Genomic DNA, 17,192 nt, shown 5'->3' on the forward strand with positions numbered 1-17,192 from the left:
CCGCACGTGGGCAGGTCGCTGCCCGTGAACGCCTGATTTCACATGAACCTTCGCAAACTGCAACATGTCCTCGCGCTCGCTCGGTGCCAGAATTTCAGTCGCGCTTGCGCGGAGGTGCACCTGAGTCAATCCGCGCTGTCACGCAGTATCCAGTCGATCGAAGCGGAGTTCGGTATTTCGCTGTTCGATCGCGGCGCGCAACGTATCACGCTGACGCCGCACGGCAAGGTATTCGTCGAGCGGGCGCGCCGGATCGATTTCGAAGTGCGGGAGCTCAGGCGCGACCTCGCGCTGCTCGAGCGCGGGGAGTTCGGCGATCTCTGCATCGGGCTGGGCGCGACGCCAGCCGCGCTGCTCAGGCAACCCATCCTGACGTTCGGGGCCGTTAATGCGCCCCAAGTACGCGTGGTACTCAAGCGAGGCAATACTGCCGACCTGCTCGGCATGTTGCTGGCGGAGCGCATCGACATGTTCGTTGGCGATATCGCGTCGCTCACGCAGCAGCCGGAAATCGAGATCGTGCCGCTGCCGAGATGGCGGGCCGCATTCTTCTGCGGTCACGCGCATCCGCTCGCGGGCATGGCTGGCGTATCGCCCGAGAATCTATTGAAGTATCCGGTCGGCTGCACGCATCTGTCGAAGTACGCGCTCGACGATCTTCAGCAGCATCTCGGATATCCAATCGCGGATCGCATCAAGCTCCAGAGCGACGATTTCGGCGAGCTGGAGGCGGCGGCAGCCGTCAGCGATGTCGTCATTCTTGGCAGCCGGCCAGTATTCGACGAGGCGGTTCGGGCGGGAAGGTTGCATCCGGTGCCGCTCGATCCGCCGCTGGCTGGTTCGGCCTGTTTCGGGATCGTCACGCTCGCGGGCAGAACCCAGTCTGCCACGATGCTGAGAATCAATGCCTTGGTGCAACGTGTGTTCGACAATTTCGCGGAGGACTTGCCGACACGCTAGCTCGGTGAGCGGGGGCCTGTTGCTCTATGAGGCGGGCGATATCGACACGGTGCGGCGACTCGTGCACGAAGCCCGTTCAACACGGAAGGGGTCTGGAGGACGGTCGATATCCGCTTTTTTTCCTGAACCGGGCAGACGAGCATTGATGCGTGTTTTGCGTGCGGCTCATCGTATCCGGGAGGTGCGGATGCGAAAGGGCGCATGCGGATGCGGGCCGCCGTTTGCGCAGTCTCGCCGGCCGGGGTTGCCTCGGTCGTTGCGCAGCGGACAACAAAAAACCCGCGAAGCCATGCGCTGTCGCGGGTTCTGCAAATGCACGAAACACGGAAAAACCGTATCTGGTGCCGACGGCGAGACTCGAACTCGCACAGCTTTCGCCACTACCCCCTCAAGATAGCGTGTCTACCAATTTCACCACGTCGGCACTTCAGTACTGCAAGGGGCGCAATTCTAGCGCCACATTGCGCGTTTGTGAAGGGGGTGTGACGCGATCGCGGGGCAGGCGAGGGGGAACCCGGTAAAATTCGCCGGATCGATCCGACGATCCTCGCAACCGCAACCCGTTTTCTCCCCGTGACGACGACCCTCGAACAACTGCAGGCCGGCCAGCTGTCGGGCGCCCGGCAACTGAAGCTTGCGTGCGGGCTGACCGAATTCCCGCGCGAGATCTTCGATCTGGCGGATACGCTCGAAGTGCTCGACCTGTCCGGCAATGCGCTGTCCGCGCTGCCGGACGACCTGTCGCGGCTGCATCGCCTGCGCATCCTGTTCGCGTCCGGCAATCGCTTCACCGAATTTCCTGAAGTGCTCGGCACGTGCGCGCAGCTCGACATGATCGGCTTCAAGGCGAACCGGATCCGCACGGTGCCGCGCGACTCGCTGCCGCGTGCGCTGCGCTGGCTGATCCTGACCGACAACGAAATCGACGCGCTGCCCGCCGAGATCGGCGATTGCGCGCGCCTGCAGAAGCTGATGCTCGCGGGTAACCGGCTGCGTGCGTTGCCGCCCGAAATGGCCGCCTGCCGTGCGCTGGAGCTGGTGCGGCTGTCGGCGAACCGGCTCGACGCGCTGCCGGACTGGCTGTTGCGCCTGCCGCGCCTCGCGTGGCTCGCGTCGGCGGGCAATCCGTTCGGCGCCGCGCCGGAAGCCGCGGCTTCGGCCGAGCCGGGCGTCGCGGACATCGACTGGAGGTCGCTGACCTGCGACGAGAAGCTCGGCGAAGGCGCGTCGGGCGTAATCTACCGCGCGCAATGGCGTGTGGACGGCGCCGTGCCGCGAGCGGTCGCGGTCAAGCTGTTCAAGGGCGCGGTGACGAGCGACGGCCTGCCCGATTGCGAAATGGCCGCCTGCCTGCACGCCGGGCGCCATCCGAACATGATTCCGGTGATCGGCAAGGTGCGCGGTCATCCGGACGGCACGCACGGCCTCGTGATGGCGCTGGTCGATCCGGCGCTGACCAACCTCGCCGGGCCGCCGAGCTTCGCGTCCTGCACGCGCGACGTGTATGCGGCCGATGCGCGATTCGCGCCGGCCGACGCGCCGCGGATCGCGCTCGGCATCGCGTCGGTCGCCGCGCATCTGCACGCGCGCGGCATCATGCACGGCGACCTGTACGCGCACAACATCCTGCACGACGGCAAGGGCGGCGCGCTGCTCGGCGATTTCGGCGCGGCGTCGGTCTACGACGTGAACGACCGCGAGCGCGCGGCGCGGCTCGAACGGCTGGAGGTCAGGGCGTTCGGTCATCTGCTCGGCGAGTTGCTGGCGCGCTGCGAGCCGCCTGCGTGGGAAGGCTCGCACGCACTCGACGCGCTGGCGGCCGCGTGCCTGAACGAAGATATCGACGCGCGGCCGTCGTTCGGCGAGATTGCGGCAGCGCTGGCCGAATCGAAGGGCTGACGATTCCGCCCGCGCCGCGGCGCGGGCCGTCGCCGTGCGGATGCTTACGCCTGCCGCGCGGTCAGCAGCTTGATCCCGAGCCCGACGAACAGCAGCCCGCTCGCGCGCTTGGCCGCGCGTACCCACGGGCTGATGCCGATGCCGCGATGGAGCCGGCGCACGCCGAACGAATAGACGCTGTGCACGATGACGACGGTGCAGGCGATCGTCGCGTACATCGCGACGAACTGCATCGCGAGCGGGCGATCGTGCGCGATGAACTGCGGCATGAATGCCGACAGGAAGATCATCGTCTTCGGATTGCTGCCCGACACGAACAGCGCTTCGCGGAACAGTTTCCTGCGGTCGGGCTCGACGATCGCGGCCTTGCCGTCCGGCGAACGGGGGTTGCGCCCGCCGCGCAGTTGCCGGATGCCCAGATAGATCAGATACGCGGCGCCGACGACCTTCATCGCGATGAACAGCGGCGGCATCTCGGCCAGCACGGCGCCGACGCCGAACGCGACGAGCATGACCACCGCGCCTTGCGCGACGAGGTTGCCCGCGATCGTCGCGGCGGTGCCGCGCGAGCCGTAGCGCACCGTGTTGCGGATGACGAGCAGCACGTTGGGGCCCGGCGACAGCGTGGTGGCGAGATAGGCTGCGGCAAACAGCAGCCAGGTCTGAATGGACATGCGGCGCTCCGAAAGGCGGGTTCTGCGGTCGGGGTGAATCCGTGCATGATGCCACGGCGGCGCGGTTCACCCCGACACACGGCGTCAACGCGCGCCGCGCACGCAGTAGGCGGCGATCGACGACGGCGAATCGATCGCGGACGGCCGCGTCATCCATGCGATCCACCCCGCCCATAACCCGCAGACGATCAGCACGGCGACATTCAGCGGCGTCCGGTAGCGGACGATCAGGTTGGCCAGCGGCAGGCGTTCCTTGCTCATGTGCATCTCCTTCGGTCGTTGCGCAGGCGGCGTTACTGGCCGATGTAGGACGGCGCCTTCGCGTCGCAGGTCACGGACGCCGTCGCGCCGTCGGCGAAATGCAGCCGCAACGGCACCTTCGCGCCGGGCGCGACGGGCTGGCGCGGCTCCTCGAGCATCACGTGATAGCCCTTCGGCCTGAACGTCACCGTGCCGTGCGCGGGCACGTCGACCGCTTCGACGTGAACCATCTTCGCGGTACTGCCGGCCGTCTGCGTTTCGTGCATCATCGCCATCCCGAACGCGGGCGTATCGATGCCAGTGAGCGTGACGGGCTTGTCGCCGTCGTTCTTCAGCGTGAAATAGCCGGATGACGGCACCGTCGCCGGCATCGTGCGGATCCAGCATGCATCGGCCTGGACGGCCGACGCGGCGAACGTGGCGGGCGCCTGCAGCGCCAGCAGGGCGAACAGCAGGCTGGTCGGAATCGAGGGTTTCATTGTTGGTGTTCCTGATCGGGTAGGGAAGCGGGCAGCGTGTGCGTTACTTCAGCGTGAACGCGTAGCGGCCCTGCGTGCGATGGCCGTCGCTCGCCACCGCGACCCACGCGACCGTGTACGTGCCGGGCGTCAGGTTCGCCAGTGCGACATGCATCCGCTTCCGGTTGCCGGCGTCGACCGCGGATTTCCCGTCGGCGACCGACCGTCCGTGGCTGTCGGTGACGGCGATCGAACTGAATGCGGGTTCGAGCGTTTCGCTGAAGTCGATCGTGACCGCGTGCGGCGCGCTCGACAGCGTGGCGTCGGCGGCCGGTTCCAGGGTTTTCGGGTGCGCGTGCGCGTGTGCGGCCTGGGCGACGACGAAGCCGAGAGCGACGAGTGCGCCGCGGAGGAATGCAGTGGTTTTCATGACGGGATGATCCGGTTGGAAATGATAAGGAAAACGATGTATTCGAATTCGGCACGCGGCCGCGCGTTCACGCGCGCGCAACGGCCTGAAGCGGACGAGCGCACGCACGGCACGGCGCCGCGAGCAATACGGTCGAACATGATCGTCCTTCGAAACGTGACACGGCATGCACGCGCGGACGCGTGCGGACGGCGCGATGCGCTGCGGCATCACGCGCGGTGACGACGAATCAGGACGCGAGCGGCGGGGCGCGCGGCTGCGCGGCCGTGAGCGGCAGCGCGCGGCGCAGGCTTTCGAAGCGGGTTGCTTCGCGGTGCTGGAGCGGGTGGACGTTGGCCGCGAACGTCAGTTCGGGCGCGGGCAGGGCCGGCGTATGGGCGAGCAGGCTGCAATAGCCGCAGGCCTGCAGATGCGCCTGCAGGCTTTTCGACGACGCATCGCCGGCGTGGCCACCGTCAGCCGGCGCGGCCGTGCAGTGGCCGGCAAGCAGCGCGTCGACGCGGCCTTGCGTCGTCAGCGCCTGCGAGATCGTCGGCGCGAGCGCCGTCATCAGGATGGCGAGCATCCCGATCAGACTGACGATCTTCCGGAAACGACGACTCAGCATGCGATGCGCGGGGCGGCGTAGGGTAACGATGGAGCGGATTATGCCATGCACCCGCGGCTAGGGCATGCGGGCACGTGGATACCGGGAATGACGCGCGGCGCGCTCACGCGTGCTTCGCCAGATATTTCGTGATCAGCATCATCTGCGCGGCCCAGCCGTGATCGTTCATCTCGCGCGCCTTCGCACGGCGCGCTTCGATCAGCTGGTCGAAACCCGTCTCGGTGACCGTCAGCAGCGTGCCGCCGTCCTTTTCCGCGAGCGCGAACGTGACGAGCGTCATCGGCTCGGACGTGTAATCGAAGTTCGGGTCGATCGCGAACGGATGCCAGCGAAAGGAGAACAGTTGTTTCGGCTCGACGCGATCGACGACGATTTCGAACACAGTGCCCGCATACGGCTCCTGTGCCTTGGCGATGTCGTCGTCGACGCGCGTCGGCGTGATGCGGCCGAACAGCGGCTGGTCGGGCACGAACGGCCCGTCGAACGACACGCCGAACCAGATGCCGAATTCGCCGGCATTGCTGACGGCTTCCCAGACGCGCGCCAGCGGCGCGGCGAGCAAGGCTTGTTTCTCGATGCGATCGGTGGACTGGGTCATCATCTTCTCCAGGCAGGCATCATCGTTGCGGGACGGCGCGCGGCCGCGCGCCGCGTTCAGTCGATCATGACCGCATCGGGCACGTCGAGCACGACATCCGAAGTCGCGACGGCCACGCACGGCAGCGTATAGCCGTCGGCCTTTTCCTCGCGGCTCAGGCCCGGCCATTCGATCGTATAGCGTACGCTGCCGCTGACGATCCTGCACAGGCAGCTTCGGCACGTGCCGTTGCGGCACGAGCGCGGCAGCCTGACGTGCGCGAACGCGGCGGCCTCGAGCAGCGTCAGCGAATCGGGCGCGTCGAACGTCGCGCCGAGCGGCTCGATGCGCACGAGAGGCGGGTGGTCGGGATCGGTCATGGGTGAAAGCGGGCGGCGAATCGGCAGCGAAGCGAGGAAAGGCAGCGCGATGCCGGAAGGCAACGCAAGCGCCAAGCATACCCGAAGCCGCCTGCGGCCGGCGCCCGTCGGGCGGGCAACCGGCCCGGAACGTGTCAGTGCCGGCGCAGGTAGCGGTACACGGTATTGCGGGCGAGCCCGAGCTCCCGCGCGGCGGCCGATACGTTGCCGCCGTGCCGTGCGAGCACGGCATCGATCACCGCGGCCTGGTGGCTCTGCAGCGTCGTCGCTTCGCGCACGTCGGCCGGTGCGGCTTGCGCCGCGGGTGCGTCGTCGCAGTCGAGCCAGAAATCGTCGGGCAGGTGCGCGAGCGTGATTTCGGCTTCGTCTTCGGCGAGCATGCCGGCCGTGCGCAGCACGTTGGTCATTTGCCGCAGGTTGCCGGGCCAGCGGTGCCGCATGAACGCGTCGAGCACGTCGGCCGCGAGGCGGCCCGGCATCGGCTCGCTGCGCGCCAGCCGCGCGAGGATCCGCTCGACCAGCGCGGGCAGGTCGGTGCGCGCGGCGAGCGGCGGCAGCGTGACCGCGAGCCCGTTGATCCGGTAGAACAGGTCTTCGCGGAAGGTGCCTGCGGCGATCATCGCGCGCAGGTCGCGGTGGGTCGCGCAGACCACGCGCACGTCGACCGGCACCGCGCGTGCGCCGCCGAGCGGCATCACCGCGCGCTCCTGCAGCACGCGCATCAGCCTGACCTGCTGCGCGAGCGGCATGTCGCCGATTTCGTCGAGAAACAGCGTGCCGCCGTCGGCCTGCACGATCTTGCCGGGGCTGCCGCGCTTGCGCGCGCCGGTGAACGCACCGTCCTCGTAGCCGAACAGTTCGGCCTCGATCAGCGAATCCGGCAGCGCCGCGCAGTTGACCGCGACGAACGGGCCGTCCGCGCGCGGCGATGCCTGGTGCAGCGCACGCGCGAGCCATTCCTTGCCGGTGCCGGTCTGGCCGAGGATCAGCAACGGCAGGTCGCGTCCGCGGATCTTCGCGACGCGTTCGAGCACGGCGGCCATCCGCGCATCGCCGGTGTCGAGCGTCGCGAACGTGATCGCGTCGGGGTCCGGCGCCCGCGTGCGCACGGCGGGGGCGGGCGGCGTGACGGCGACGGCCGTCTTGTGCGCTTCCGCGAATTCGCAGCGGGCGAGCACGCGCACGCCGGTCGACAGCGTGAGGCGGAACGGTGCGCCGGCCGCGCGGGCCGCCTGCTGCGCGAGTTGGCCGAAGTGCATGCCGAACAGCGCGTCGCAGCCTTGATGCTGCAATGCATCGAACGTCGCGCCGAGCTGGAATTGCGCGCTCCGGTTCGCGGCGATCAGCCCGCCGTCGGGGCCGAACGCGACGAGCCCGGCGAACAGCGAGTCGACGCAATCCTCGTGGGCGTGGAAGCGCAGCCGCAGCGCCTCCGCGCACTGGTTCGCGAACAGGTGGTTCTCGATCAGCTGCGCGGACATCCGCACCAGCGCGAGCGTATGGGGGCTGAAGCCGCGCGGGTCGCCGCTCACGTCGAGCGTGCCGAGGGTACGGCCGAACGGATCGATGATCGGCGCGCACGAGCAGGTGAGGATATGGTTCGCGCGCAGGAAGTGTTCCGAGCCGTGCACGGCGACCGCCTGGCCCGATGCGAGCGCGGTGCCGATCGCGTTGGTGCCGCGCGCGCCTTCGGCCCATGACACGCCGGTGCACAGCGCGACGCGGTTCGCCTTCTCGATGAAGTCCGCGTCGCCGATGCTGTGCAGGATCACGCCGTCGGCATCGGTGAGCAGCACGAGGCTTTGCGTGTCGGCGATTTGCGCGTGGAGGTCTTCCATCACCGGGCGCGCGTGCGCGAACAATGCGTGGTTCGTGTCGAGCAGTTCGCGCAGCGCGAGCCGCGACAGCGGCGAGAAATCGGGGCGCTCGTTCGCGCGCAGGCCGACCGCGGTCGAACGGGCATGCGCCTGCGCGAGCAGGTCGGTGCGGCCCGCGGTGGCGGGCAGCACGAAAGATTGAGGCATGTCTTGTCTCCTGTCGGCCCAAGTTAGCGCTTCAGCGCTTACTTGGGCCCCATGCTTCGCGGTCGGCCCAAGTTGACGCTTTAGCGCTTACTTGGGCCCCATGCTTCGCGGTCGGTCCGAGTTAGCGCTTCAGCGCTTACTTGGGCCCCATGCTTCGCAGTCGGCCCAAGTTGGCGCTTCAGCGCTTGCTCTAGTCCCATGCTTCGCGGTCTACCCGAGCCCGCACATCAGCGCGTTCCGAGGCCCCGCTTCGCAGTCGAACCCTTTGACGCCCTGCACCGCACCATCCGCCACCCGGGCCGCCGCCGTCGATATCGCCTCATCATACAAGCGCCGCGCACGTTGTGCGACTGCGTACAAAAACCCCTTGCTTTTAAGCGCCCGCCTGCAATGATGGAAATGGAACACGCACGCGCCGTGTTCCGCATCGCAACATGCATGCGACGCGACATGCATCCGTTCGGGAGACGCATCATGGTTCGGACGGAACTGAGAGTCGTGCTGGCGGCCATCGCCACCTTCATCATGCTGGGCGGCATCGCCGTGGCGATCCACGGGCTGCTGTTCGACCTGAGCGACGCGGTGCAATACGGAGCGGCCGCGATCGCGGTGGGCGCCACGACCGCCGCGATCGCGCTGAACGTCTGGCCCACCGATCCTCACTGACGCCGTTCGGCAAAACGGTGCCGGATGTCGCGCTGGTCAGAGGAAATGCGCGTCGGAACGACGCACATCGCAAATTTTGCCTCCTGCGCGAAACCGTCTAAAGTGGAATGCAACCGGCATGCATTAGTCCGCGCCATACCCCCGTGGATCGTGCCTCTGCCGGCGAGCCCGCGTAAATTTTCGTCCGGCCGGTAGCGGACGACGGACGCGGTCATTTGCTTTCTACCGGTCGAGGCGGCTCCCATGCAGATCCATTTCACGAATGAGAAGCCCGAATATTCGGGGCGCGACCTGATGCTGGGTTTCACGGCGCTGGTCAATGGCGAGCGCGTCCAATGTCAGATCACCGCCGAGGCGCTGGAGGATCATTTCGGTGCGGCATCGCCGCGCTTCGAGGACATGGTCGGTGCGTACGATCAGCACCGCGAGCGGATCGAGGCAGCCGCACGGCGGTTGCTGTCCGAGACGCGCGCGCAATGCGTGACGCTGCGCAGCGGCTACGTGCGCTTCTACGAAGCGAACTGGCGCTGAGCCGGACGACCGGGCAGCGACGGAGCGGGCGCCGGATACCGGCGCCCGTGTCATATCGGCGCGGGCTCGTCCGGTAGATCGATCGCTTGTGCGGGACGATGCGCTGCACGGTCCGGGCATCGTGCGGCGCGATGGCGTGCCCGCGTTCCGTTTCGCTTGATCCCGTTTCGCTCAATCTGAGTCGATCAGCGCGTACGCGCCGCCCGTTGCGTCGTGCGTGCGCGCGATGCGTGCGAAGCCTGCGTCGGCGAGGTGCATGCCGGCAATCAGCAAGCGATCCGAAGCGACTTCGGCGAGCGTGGCCGCGCGGGTCGCCGATGCCTGCGACGGATCGTGATCGAACGCGATCGACACGTCGGGGCGAGCAACCTGGATCGGCGCGAAATGCACGAGATCGCCCCAGATCAGCAGGCGCTCGCCCTGCGATTCGACGCGATAGCCGGTGTGGCCGGGCGTGTGCCCCGGCAGCGGCACGGCGGCGATACCGGGCAGCACGTCGCCTGCCGCGATGGTGCGCAGTTGCGCCGCGCAGGCGTCGAACGCGCGCCGCGCGATTCGGACATTGATGCGCGCTCGCTCGCTGGCTCTCTCGTACATATCGTCGTCCAGCCAGAACATGCGTTCCCGTTCGTCGATGAGCACCTCCGCTTGCGGAAAGGCCGGGCGCCCGTCTGCGTCGAGCAGGCCGCCGATGTGGTCCGGATGCGCGTGCGTCAGCAGGACCGTGTCGATCTCGCGTGCATCGATGCCGGCTTGTGACAGCGACGGACGCAGCAGGCCGCCCCAGTTCCGGATGCCGCCGGCACCGGTGTCGACGAGCACGGTGCGGCCGTTGCCGCGTATCACGTAGCAGTTGATGTTGACCGCCGACGGCGTATGCATGCCGGCCCGGTGCATGATACGGGCCGCGTCGTCGACGTCGATGTTCGACAGCAGGTCGAGGCCGGCCGTCAGCGTGCCGTCGCTGATCGCGGTCACCGTGAAATCGCCGACTTGGCGGCGCGGGAAAGAAGGGCGTGGAATGAGTGCGCTCATGGGGTCAATGTCGGGCGTGAAGGTGGGTGGTGTCGTAGCCGAAGCAGCGGATGCGTGCGATGAATCCGGTGTGGCGGAGAATCTCGCGATCCAGTTCGGCCATGAACCGGTCCATCAATTCAGTGGTGCGAAATGACGCGATGCGAAAGCGGATCTCCGCGCTGACCGGATGTCCGCGGCCGAGCCGGATCGGCACGTACGCGACGTGGATCGTGCCGGGTGCGGCGCTCAACACCTCGGTGCAGAGCGTCTCGCAGGCTGACGACAGTGCATCGAGTGCCGCGCTGGACGGCATGCTCGTCCCGGGGATGAAAATCGTGACGCTGGGCATGGCCGGGCTCCCGTCAGCGTGCGGCCGACGTCGTCGTCGCGCTGACGAGCCGGTCGCCCATCGGCGCATAGCACCGGATCGCGGCGCCCGACGCATCGGACGCGAGCCGCGCCTGATCGTGATCGAGGACGGCCAGCCAGCGAGCGGCCGGCTGGCGGTCCAGCGCGACCGCATGCATGGCGGTGGCTGCGATACCTGCTCGCGCGAACGGGGCGGCGTCGTCGCACACGGCCAGCCATTGATGGCCGGAGACGGCCGGCGCAGGTGCCGCGCTGTCGTACACGTTACGGCGCCATTCGACGATGTGCGGCTGCCAGCGCGCGAAATTGCCGCCGCCCTTGTCGCGATACTCGGCCGACGTCAGCACGTCCGGGCCGTCGATCGTATGCAGCGCGAGGTAGACCGGGCCGTCGCCGCCGAGGGCGCGAAAGCGTTGCGACGTGCGGAAGCCGGATACCGAGATCAGCGCCGGCAGTTTGACGCGGCTGTAGAAGTCGTTCCACCCGGCTTCGACGGCGGGCTCGGCGATGCTGCATTCAACGGCATAGATCATGACATCTCCACGGGTGGCGAGCGGCCTTCTGAGCGATCGGCTGGCTCGACTGGTTGAGTTTTTGTCATGATAATGATCGGAAGAATGGGCGGAAAACGATGATTCGTCACCATTCAATTACATTTGATCAAGCCATGACCGACGGCGGTCGGACCGGGAGCAATCGTGACGCGACGCAGGATTCCGAGCAATTCGGCATTGATGGCATTCGAGGCCGCGGCGCGGCATGGGAGCTTCGCGCGCGCCGCCGACGAACTGGCGTTGACGGAAGGCGCGATCAGCCGGCAGATCGGCCGACTCGAGACGTTCCTGGGCGTCGCGCTGTTCGAACGGGTCGGCAACCGCGTGCGGGTGGCGCCGAACGGCGCGCGCTACGCGGCGCAGGTTCGCGAAGTGCTGGACCGGCTCGAGCGCGACAGCCAGTACATGATGGGGCAGCCCGGTGACGGCGGCAGCGTCGACATCGCCGTGACGCCGACGTTTGCGACGCGCTGGCTGATTCCGCGGCTCAAGGGATTCCAGACGCAGCATCCGAACATCACGGTGCATTTCGCCGATCGCGCCGAGCCGTTCGTACTGGCCGGCAGCGGCTTCGACGCGGCGATTCACTTCGAGCATCCGGCCTGGGCCGGCATGCATACGTACCGTTTGTGCGAGGAGGTGCTGGTGCCGGTCTGCCATCCGTCGCTGCTCGCGGGCGGGCAGCCGGACACCTTGCTGGGCACGCTGCCGCGCCTGCACAAGCGCCAGACGCCCGATGCGTGGTCGGCTTACGTGCAGGAGACGGGATTGCCCGTGAACAATCCGGCCGCCGGCGCCCGCTATGATCTTTACTCGATGCTGATCGCCGCGGCACTGGCCGGGCTCGGCGTCGCGCTGGTGCCGCGCCTCTATGTCGACGCCGAAATCGCGCAGGGGCTGCTCGCGGCGCCCTGGCCGGACGGGCGCGGCGTGGTCAAGCGCTTCTGTCTCGTGTTGCCGGAGGCGCTGGAACTGGGCGAGGGGCCGTTGCAGACCTTCGCGCGCTGGGTGCTCCGGCAGGCGGACGCGTGACCTGATGTCGCCTGCACCAGGCGGCTACCCGAACGAACACGCGGTCCTGCGGCGTCATGCCGTTCAGTTCTTCACGGTAAGGAAAGGCATCAGGCTTTCGGGACGCTTCGGTCCGCCGCTTCACGAACCGCCTGTCTGCAAATCCGTCCATCGCGGTTTCGGCTTGTCCATGCCGCGAAGCGACAAGCCGAAACCGGTCATTCAGTCGCCCCCGGACTGCCGCACCCGGTTATCGAGCCGGGTTGGTCGCCGTGATGAACGGGTCGAACGACATATGGACGTTACCCTCCAGCAGCAGGTTGATCGAGTATTGAACGTTGGTTCCCGCGCTGTTGACCCGCCCGCCCCACACGGCGCCGTCGAACTGCGGATATTGTTGCGGGTTGACCATGTTGGGAATCGCGCTCCCCCAGAAGCCGAGAATCGCGATGGATTCACCCGGGTCGAGGGAAACGGCGGACCAGACGATCGTGTCGCCGTTTTCGCATTTCGTCCGCAATTCATTGCTGCCTTCCGAACCGTCCCCGCTGTAGCCCGTCGAATCCACCATGAATACATATTTCGGCAGATTGTTTTCGGCAATGGCTTTCGCGACATTGACAATCACGTTTACGTAGATCGTTGCCATGACGACTCCTGATTATGAAACAGGCAATGTTTTTCCGGCCCCTTGCCCATTCGCGTGGAGGATACCCCGTGCGTGCTTGATATATTGAATCACGCCGACCCGAATAAAACCGAAAGAATCACTCCTTTTGATGAGCGGGAAGATCGCGCGACCGCAGAGATTTTCGGCCGTGCAAGCGGAATATAGCAGCCGGATTTTATAAATCAACCCGATAATTCCGGGGATAATTGCGAGCGTCATCAAAGTCATGCGTCGTATCGATTTGCGAAAATATCGATGGAAAATGGTGCTGTGCGACGATTAAGTGATGTCTTGTATTTTTAATATATCGGTCGCCAATATTTCGATTGGATATTTGGGGTAAATTCAATGCTTTTTGATACGCCGAAACGCATTGTTTCGCGTAATACAACCATCAATCCCGCCCGGGAAAATGCCCCCCGGGCATGCAGCTAGGCGGGCGCCCGCCGATACAGGGCGCCCATGTGAAACGACCCGGCCGCAAATGCGACCGGGTCGTCAGGGGCCGTCCTTCTCGTCATGCCGTTCGGTTCCGCGACAGGAACCGGGCGGCACTACACGTGAAGGTGGCGTCTTTTGATCATGCCACGCACCGGGGCGCGTGCGTCACTCGCTGCCGAGATAGAAGAAGCGGAACAGGAACACGGCCGCGATGATCCACACGATCGGCTTGACCGTGCGGGCCTGGCCCGTCAGCAGCTTCAGGCCGCCGTACGCGATGAAGCCGAACGCGACGCCGTTCGCGATCGAGTACGTGAACGGCATCAGCAGCGCGGTCAGCGCGGCCGGCACGGCTTCGGTCGCGTCGTCCCACGGCACGTCGACCATCTCGCGCAGCATCAGGCACGACACGTACAGCAGTGCCGGTGCCGTTGCGTAGCCCGGCACGACCCCGGCGAGCGGCGCGATGAACAGGCACGCGAGGAACAGCACGGCGACGGTGATCGCCGTCACGCCGGTGCGGCCGCCGGCCTGCACGCCCGATGCGCTTTCGATATAGGCGGTGGTCGACGACGTGCCGAGCACCGAGCCCGCGACGATCGCGGTGCTGTCGGCGAGCAGCGCCTTGTTCAAGCGGTTCATCTTGCCTTCGACGAGCAGGCCCGCGCGGTTCGCGACGCCCATCAGCGTGCCGGTCGCATCGAACAACTCCACGAGGAAGAATACGAGGATCACGTTGATGATGCCGGTCGACAGCGCGGCGCCGATGTCGAGCTTGAACAGCGTCGCGTCGATCGACGGCGGCGCGGAGAACACGCCGTGGAACTGGTTGCCGCCGAAGAAGAACGACAGGACGGTGACACCGATGATGCCGATCAGGATCGCGCCGCGCACGCGCAGGTGGTCGAGCGTGACGATCGTGAAGAAGCCGATGATCGCGAGGATCGTCGTGGGCTTGTGCAGGTCGCCGAGCGTGACGAGCGTGGCCGGGCTGCCGACGATCACGCCCGAGGTCTTCAGCGAGATGATGCCGAGGAACAGGCCGATGCCGGCGGTGATCGAGATGCGCAGCGATTTCGGAATGCCGTTGACGATCGCCTCGCGCACGCGGAACAGCGTGACGAGCAGGAACAGGCAGCCGGAGATGAACACCGCGCCGAGCGCGGCCTGCCACGTGAAGCCCATTCCCTTGACGACCGTATACGCGAAATACGCGTTCAGGCCCATGCCGGGCGCGCAGGCGATCGGATAGTTCGCGTACAGCCCCATGATGATCGATGCCAGCGCCGCGACGAGGCAGGTCGCGACGAACACGGATTCCTTCGGCATGCCGGCATCGCCGAGGATCGCGGGGTTGACGAAGATGATGTAGGCCATCGTCAGGAACGTGGTGACGCCCGCGAGTATTTCGGTGCGGAAGTCGGTGCCGGCTTCAGCGAAGCCGAAATACCGCTTGATGGATTCCATGAAGGCGTTTTCTCCGGTCGGGTTGTCGTGTTGCTTGTTGTTCGTGCCGAATTGTTGTAAGGCAGCGCGAGGCCGGCCTACTGTAACCAGCCACTATTGCCGCGCTATCGGCGGATTGTAATAGCGCGGATAGCTCGGACGATATAGTTGCGGGGCACGATCGGCCGCGTTCGCGCGAACGGTCGGACAGGCCGGCCGCGCGAGGAAGGCGCGCATTTTACCGGTTCGGACGAGGCGGGCAGGTAGAAACGATGGAAACGATTCGATGAGGGGCGGCGGGCCGGGCCGGCCGATGCGGGCGCAACGACATGACCGGCATGCGGCGCGCGGCCGCCGCGCGATGACATGCGATGACATGCGACTGCAATCGCGCACCCGCATGCTGGCCGAACGCAGGACGGTCGCAATGCATGCGCGAACGCGCGCGGCATGACCGGCGCGGGTGCGCAGCGGCGTGCAGCGGCCATTCATCAGTCCAGGCGGTTGCAGATATCGGGCTATCCTGCGCCGAACCCGTTCCGTCCGCAACTGTCATTTCGCGACGCGGGCGCGACTGTGGTTTCTGTGTAAAAGATTGCAAGACGTCATCGCGTTAACCGGCAAGTCTTTCTAGGATAGATACACCGCGCACACACGCCGGCCAGTCGTTGCCGACGCGGGGGAGTCGCAGTCCGTGCAGGGCAGGCGGTGAAGTGCGGTGACGGTCGTTGCGCATTCGGGCAGGCGCGACCGGTTGCGATTGCCCGATGCGGGTTCGTCCGTCATCCCGGAGGTGAGCATGTTGAACTGGATCAGCCGTTGGGCGATGCGGCACGCCCCCACGCCGGAAAAAACCGCTGCGTCGATGCTCGTGACGGCGCGCATGGAACTGTTCGCAGCCGAACAGCGCGTCATCGATGCGAAATTACAGGCGGATTACTGGCGTACGCGGGTGTCATTTCTCGAGGAGGTGCAAAAGCAAGGCATCGACCCGTGGGTGACCTCGCAGGCGGCGCAACGCCCCGACCTCGATGCCACTCCCCGCAGCACGGGCCCGCGTCTCGCCGCCAGCACCTGATGCACGCGATGCATGCAAGGGTTGCGCACGGCGCGCGATCGCTCGCGGCACGCACGCGCGTGCCGCGTCATTCGATGCGCACCCGCGACGCATGGCGCCGCGGGTGCGTCCGTTTCCGGATGCGTTGATTCCGCGCGTTCCGGTGTCCCGTCGCGCGACGGAATCGCGCATCGTCAATCCCGTCTTCGCCATCGTCCGGCGAGCAAACGTTGCATTCGCGCGAGCGTGCGTCTCAGCCGTTCGCCGCGCCGCACGTACGCCGTCGTGATCGACGCTTCGGCCGGCCGGTCGTCATTGGTGCCGAGCCAGATGCGATCGCCGCGCGCGATGCGCAGCACGTCGCCGGGTTGCACCCAGTAGTCGTCGACGCTCGGCGGCCGCGTGATCCACAGCGGTGCACCGTGCGCACGAATTTCCGCATCGCCCGGCGCGCGCCAGGTCAGCGTCGTGCGCGGCGCAACCGCGAATCGGATCACGACGGTCGGTAACGCGATCGCGCCGGCGCGGCGCGAATCGGGACGGTCGAACAACGGGCTTGCCTGGTCCATCGTCTTCTCCATTCGTTGAGCCGGATGGATGACGCGCACCAGAACAAAAAGGCCTCATCCGTTTCCGGTGAGGCCTCGTGTGACATGCGGTACTGCTCGGATGCTAACGCACAAGCGCCTCCCGTGATCCATTCTTTCGAATGTTCACCGGGCAATGATTCGCGATGGCGATGAGCTTGAACGTAGGCATGCGAACGAGTTTGTCGATGTCGTACGGCGTTGTCAACGACTATTTTCGAGAAACGTGGCGCGTCACGCGTCGCGCTGGGCGAGGCCGTTGACGAGCAGTTCGGACAGCAGGCCCGTCATGCCGTTCGGATGCGTGGCGGCGCGTGCCTTCAGCTGTTCGACGAGTTCGGCGTTGAGCTTGCACGCGAACGGCACGAGGCCCTGTTCCTGGTCGAGCTTGCGCTGCGCGCGGCGATCGAGCTTCGCCGCGTCCTCGGCGCCCTTGCCGAAACGGGCGGAGCTCGACTGCTTCATCGCGTGCGTCAGCTTGAGCGCCTTGTTCTTTTCTAGATCGGTTTTCTTCATGGCCATCGCGGCACCTCCGGGAAATGAAGCCGCGATTGTACGCATTTCGGCGGACGC

Annotated in this window: 22 protein-coding genes and 1 tRNA gene; 6 read left to right on the forward strand and 17 right to left on the reverse strand. The window is 66.3% G+C overall.

Going from position 1 to position 17,192, the window contains the following annotated elements; genetic code table 11:
- Positions 1-42: 42 nt before the first annotated feature.
- Positions 43-960 (forward strand): LysR family transcriptional regulator, encoded by a 918-nt coding sequence (locus tag DID98_RS29025; RefSeq protein WP_124485262.1) that lies wholly within the window; start codon positions 43-45, stop codon positions 958-960.
- Positions 961-1,299: 339 nt separating this feature from the next.
- Here DID98_RS29025 and DID98_RS29030 read toward each other — a convergent pair.
- A tRNA-Leu gene (locus tag DID98_RS29030) sits at positions 1,300-1,384 on the reverse strand.
- A 149-nt stretch (positions 1,385-1,533) separates the two neighbouring features.
- On the opposite strand from DID98_RS29030, the gene DID98_RS29035 reads away from it, so the two are divergent.
- Positions 1,534-2,859 (forward strand): leucine-rich repeat-containing protein kinase family protein, encoded by a 1,326-nt coding sequence (locus tag DID98_RS29035; protein ID WP_124523300.1) that lies wholly within the window; start codon positions 1,534-1,536, stop codon positions 2,857-2,859.
- A gap of 44 nt (positions 2,860-2,903) precedes the next feature.
- On the opposite strand, the gene DID98_RS29040 is transcribed toward DID98_RS29035, so the two are convergent.
- The 8 genes from DID98_RS29040 to DID98_RS29070 form a co-directional block, all read right to left on the reverse strand.
- Entirely contained in the window at positions 2,904-3,533 is a 630-nt protein-coding gene (locus DID98_RS29040; protein ID WP_124523298.1) for a LysE family translocator, read from the reverse strand.
- 84 nt (positions 3,534-3,617) lie between these two features.
- On the reverse strand, positions 3,618-3,794 hold the full coding sequence (locus DID98_RS35955) for a hypothetical protein (protein WP_185500404.1): 177 nt from the start codon (positions 3,792-3,794) through the stop codon (positions 3,618-3,620).
- 32 nt (positions 3,795-3,826) lie between these two features.
- On the reverse strand, positions 3,827-4,273 hold the full coding sequence (locus tag DID98_RS29045; RefSeq protein WP_124523297.1) for a copper chaperone PCu(A)C: 447 nt from the start codon (positions 4,271-4,273) through the stop codon (positions 3,827-3,829).
- 43 nt (positions 4,274-4,316) lie between these two features.
- On the reverse strand, positions 4,317-4,682 hold the full coding sequence (gene copC / locus DID98_RS29050; protein WP_124523295.1) for a copper homeostasis periplasmic binding protein CopC: 366 nt from the start codon (positions 4,680-4,682) through the stop codon (positions 4,317-4,319).
- A 229-nt stretch (positions 4,683-4,911) separates the two neighbouring features.
- Positions 4,912-5,289 (reverse strand): DUF2946 domain-containing protein, encoded by a 378-nt coding sequence (locus DID98_RS29055; protein ID WP_044846867.1) that lies wholly within the window; start codon positions 5,287-5,289, stop codon positions 4,912-4,914.
- A gap of 103 nt (positions 5,290-5,392) precedes the next feature.
- Positions 5,393-5,887 (reverse strand): SRPBCC family protein, encoded by a 495-nt coding sequence (locus DID98_RS29060; protein WP_044846907.1) that lies wholly within the window; start codon positions 5,885-5,887, stop codon positions 5,393-5,395.
- 56 nt (positions 5,888-5,943) lie between these two features.
- Positions 5,944-6,246, reverse strand: a complete 303-nt coding sequence (locus DID98_RS29065; RefSeq protein WP_059527056.1) for a 2Fe-2S iron-sulfur cluster-binding protein — start codon at positions 6,244-6,246, stop codon at positions 5,944-5,946.
- Between the two features lie 134 nt (positions 6,247-6,380).
- Positions 6,381-8,270, reverse strand: coding sequence for a sigma-54-dependent Fis family transcriptional regulator (locus DID98_RS29070; protein ID WP_124523293.1), 1,890 nt, complete (start codon positions 8,268-8,270; stop codon positions 6,381-6,383).
- Positions 8,271-8,660: 390 nt separating this feature from the next.
- Between DID98_RS29070 and DID98_RS29080 the strand changes: the two genes are divergently transcribed.
- Positions 8,661-8,936, forward strand: a complete 276-nt coding sequence (locus tag DID98_RS29080; protein WP_260426914.1) for a DUF2964 domain-containing protein — start codon at positions 8,661-8,663, stop codon at positions 8,934-8,936.
- A 243-nt stretch (positions 8,937-9,179) separates the two neighbouring features.
- Positions 9,180-9,467 (forward strand): DUF1488 domain-containing protein, encoded by a 288-nt coding sequence (locus DID98_RS29085; protein WP_014898618.1) that lies wholly within the window; start codon positions 9,180-9,182, stop codon positions 9,465-9,467.
- Between the two features lie 171 nt (positions 9,468-9,638).
- Here the strand turns inward: DID98_RS29085 and DID98_RS29090 are convergent, their stop codons facing one another.
- From DID98_RS29090 to DID98_RS29100, 3 genes are read right to left on the reverse strand one after another with little or no spacing between them, the layout of a single operon-like run.
- The gene (locus DID98_RS29090) at positions 9,639-10,502 is read right to left on the reverse strand and encodes an MBL fold metallo-hydrolase (protein WP_124485270.1); all 864 of its coding nucleotides are present in this window, start codon (positions 10,500-10,502) and stop codon (positions 9,639-9,641) included.
- Between the two features lie 4 nt (positions 10,503-10,506).
- A complete protein-coding gene (locus tag DID98_RS29095) occupies positions 10,507-10,833 on the reverse strand; it encodes a hypothetical protein (RefSeq protein WP_124523289.1) in 327 nt (108 codons plus the stop codon).
- Between the two features lie 13 nt (positions 10,834-10,846).
- A complete protein-coding gene (locus DID98_RS29100; protein ID WP_124523287.1) occupies positions 10,847-11,386 on the reverse strand; it encodes a sugar ABC transporter in 540 nt (179 codons plus the stop codon).
- A 201-nt stretch (positions 11,387-11,587) separates the two neighbouring features.
- On the opposite strand from DID98_RS29100, the gene DID98_RS29105 reads away from it, so the two are divergent.
- A complete protein-coding gene (locus tag DID98_RS29105; protein WP_044846873.1) occupies positions 11,588-12,439 on the forward strand; it encodes a LysR substrate-binding domain-containing protein in 852 nt (283 codons plus the stop codon).
- Positions 12,440-12,668: 229 nt separating this feature from the next.
- On the opposite strand, the gene DID98_RS29110 is transcribed toward DID98_RS29105, so the two are convergent.
- The 3 genes from DID98_RS29110 to DID98_RS29120 all read right to left on the reverse strand — a co-directional run bounded on the left by DID98_RS29110 (position 12,669) and on the right by DID98_RS29120 (position 14,996).
- Positions 12,669-13,067, reverse strand: coding sequence for a hypothetical protein (locus DID98_RS29110; RefSeq protein ID WP_124485273.1), 399 nt, complete (start codon positions 13,065-13,067; stop codon positions 12,669-12,671).
- A 12-nt stretch (positions 13,068-13,079) separates the two neighbouring features.
- Positions 13,080-13,316: a hypothetical protein gene (locus DID98_RS29115; protein ID WP_124523285.1), complete on the reverse strand. Its 237-nt coding sequence runs from the start codon at positions 13,314-13,316 to the stop codon at positions 13,080-13,082.
- A gap of 378 nt (positions 13,317-13,694) precedes the next feature.
- Positions 13,695-14,996 carry an NCS2 family permease gene (locus DID98_RS29120; RefSeq protein ID WP_044846874.1) on the reverse strand — a complete coding sequence of 434 codons (1,302 nt, stop codon included), beginning with the start codon at positions 14,994-14,996 and terminating at the stop codon, positions 13,695-13,697.
- A gap of 778 nt (positions 14,997-15,774) precedes the next feature.
- Between DID98_RS29120 and DID98_RS29125 the strand changes: the two genes are divergently transcribed.
- Positions 15,775-16,053 (forward strand): hypothetical protein, encoded by a 279-nt coding sequence (locus DID98_RS29125; protein WP_027807295.1) that lies wholly within the window; start codon positions 15,775-15,777, stop codon positions 16,051-16,053.
- A 173-nt stretch (positions 16,054-16,226) separates the two neighbouring features.
- On the opposite strand, the gene DID98_RS29130 is transcribed toward DID98_RS29125, so the two are convergent.
- Positions 16,227-16,601 (reverse strand): DUF2917 domain-containing protein, encoded by a 375-nt coding sequence (locus DID98_RS29130; RefSeq protein ID WP_124523283.1) that lies wholly within the window; start codon positions 16,599-16,601, stop codon positions 16,227-16,229.
- Positions 16,602-16,853: 252 nt separating this feature from the next.
- Positions 16,854-17,141, reverse strand: coding sequence for a hypothetical protein (locus DID98_RS29135; RefSeq protein WP_044846876.1), 288 nt, complete (start codon positions 17,139-17,141; stop codon positions 16,854-16,856).
- Positions 17,142-17,192: the final 51 nt, after the last annotated feature.

Origin of the sequence: Burkholderia sp. Bp8984 (assembly GCF_003853755.1) — a bacterium.
Classification (GTDB): domain Bacteria; phylum Pseudomonadota; class Gammaproteobacteria; order Burkholderiales; family Burkholderiaceae; genus Burkholderia.

Excerpts from the sequence above, each read along its gene's own strand:
- DID98_RS29025 (WP_124485262.1), top strand. The coding sequence starts at position 43 with ATGAACCTTCGCAAACTGCAACATGTCCTCGCGCTCGCTCGGTGCCAG.
- DID98_RS29040 (WP_124523298.1), bottom strand. The coding sequence starts at position 3,533 with ATGTCCATTCAGACCTGGCTGCTGTTTGCCGCAGCCTATCTCGCCACC.
- DID98_RS35955 (WP_185500404.1), bottom strand. The coding sequence starts at position 3,794 with ATGAGCAAGGAACGCCTGCCGCTGGCCAACCTGATCGTCCGCTACCGG.
- DID98_RS29045 (WP_124523297.1), bottom strand. The coding sequence starts at position 4,273 with ATGAAACCCTCGATTCCGACCAGCCTGCTGTTCGCCCTGCTGGCGCTG.
- copC (WP_124523295.1), bottom strand. The coding sequence starts at position 4,682 with ATGAAAACCACTGCATTCCTCCGCGGCGCACTCGTCGCTCTCGGCTTC.
- DID98_RS29055 (WP_044846867.1), bottom strand. The coding sequence starts at position 5,289 with ATGCTGAGTCGTCGTTTCCGGAAGATCGTCAGTCTGATCGGGATGCTC.
- DID98_RS29060 (WP_044846907.1), bottom strand. The coding sequence starts at position 5,887 with ATGACCCAGTCCACCGATCGCATCGAGAAACAAGCCTTGCTCGCCGCG.
- DID98_RS29065 (WP_059527056.1), bottom strand. The coding sequence starts at position 6,246 with ATGACCGATCCCGACCACCCGCCTCTCGTGCGCATCGAGCCGCTCGGC.
- DID98_RS29070 (WP_124523293.1), bottom strand. The coding sequence starts at position 8,270 with ATGCCTCAATCTTTCGTGCTGCCCGCCACCGCGGGCCGCACCGACCTG.
- DID98_RS29080 (WP_260426914.1), top strand. The coding sequence starts at position 8,661 with ATGATGGAAATGGAACACGCACGCGCCGTGTTCCGCATCGCAACATGC.
- DID98_RS29085 (WP_014898618.1), top strand. The coding sequence starts at position 9,180 with ATGCAGATCCATTTCACGAATGAGAAGCCCGAATATTCGGGGCGCGAC.
- DID98_RS29090 (WP_124485270.1), bottom strand. The coding sequence starts at position 10,502 with ATGAGCGCACTCATTCCACGCCCTTCTTTCCCGCGCCGCCAAGTCGGC.
- DID98_RS29095 (WP_124523289.1), bottom strand. The coding sequence starts at position 10,833 with ATGCCCAGCGTCACGATTTTCATCCCCGGGACGAGCATGCCGTCCAGC.
- DID98_RS29100 (WP_124523287.1), bottom strand. The coding sequence starts at position 11,386 with ATGATCTATGCCGTTGAATGCAGCATCGCCGAGCCCGCCGTCGAAGCC.
- DID98_RS29105 (WP_044846873.1), top strand. The coding sequence starts at position 11,588 with ATGGCATTCGAGGCCGCGGCGCGGCATGGGAGCTTCGCGCGCGCCGCC.
- DID98_RS29110 (WP_124485273.1), bottom strand. The coding sequence starts at position 13,067 with ATGGCAACGATCTACGTAAACGTGATTGTCAATGTCGCGAAAGCCATT.
- DID98_RS29115 (WP_124523285.1), bottom strand. The coding sequence starts at position 13,316 with ATGACTTTGATGACGCTCGCAATTATCCCCGGAATTATCGGGTTGATT.
- DID98_RS29120 (WP_044846874.1), bottom strand. The coding sequence starts at position 14,996 with ATGGAATCCATCAAGCGGTATTTCGGCTTCGCTGAAGCCGGCACCGAC.
- DID98_RS29125 (WP_027807295.1), top strand. The coding sequence starts at position 15,775 with ATGTTGAACTGGATCAGCCGTTGGGCGATGCGGCACGCCCCCACGCCG.
- DID98_RS29130 (WP_124523283.1), bottom strand. The coding sequence starts at position 16,601 with ATGGACCAGGCAAGCCCGTTGTTCGACCGTCCCGATTCGCGCCGCGCC.
- DID98_RS29135 (WP_044846876.1), bottom strand. The coding sequence starts at position 17,141 with ATGGCCATGAAGAAAACCGATCTAGAAAAGAACAAGGCGCTCAAGCTG.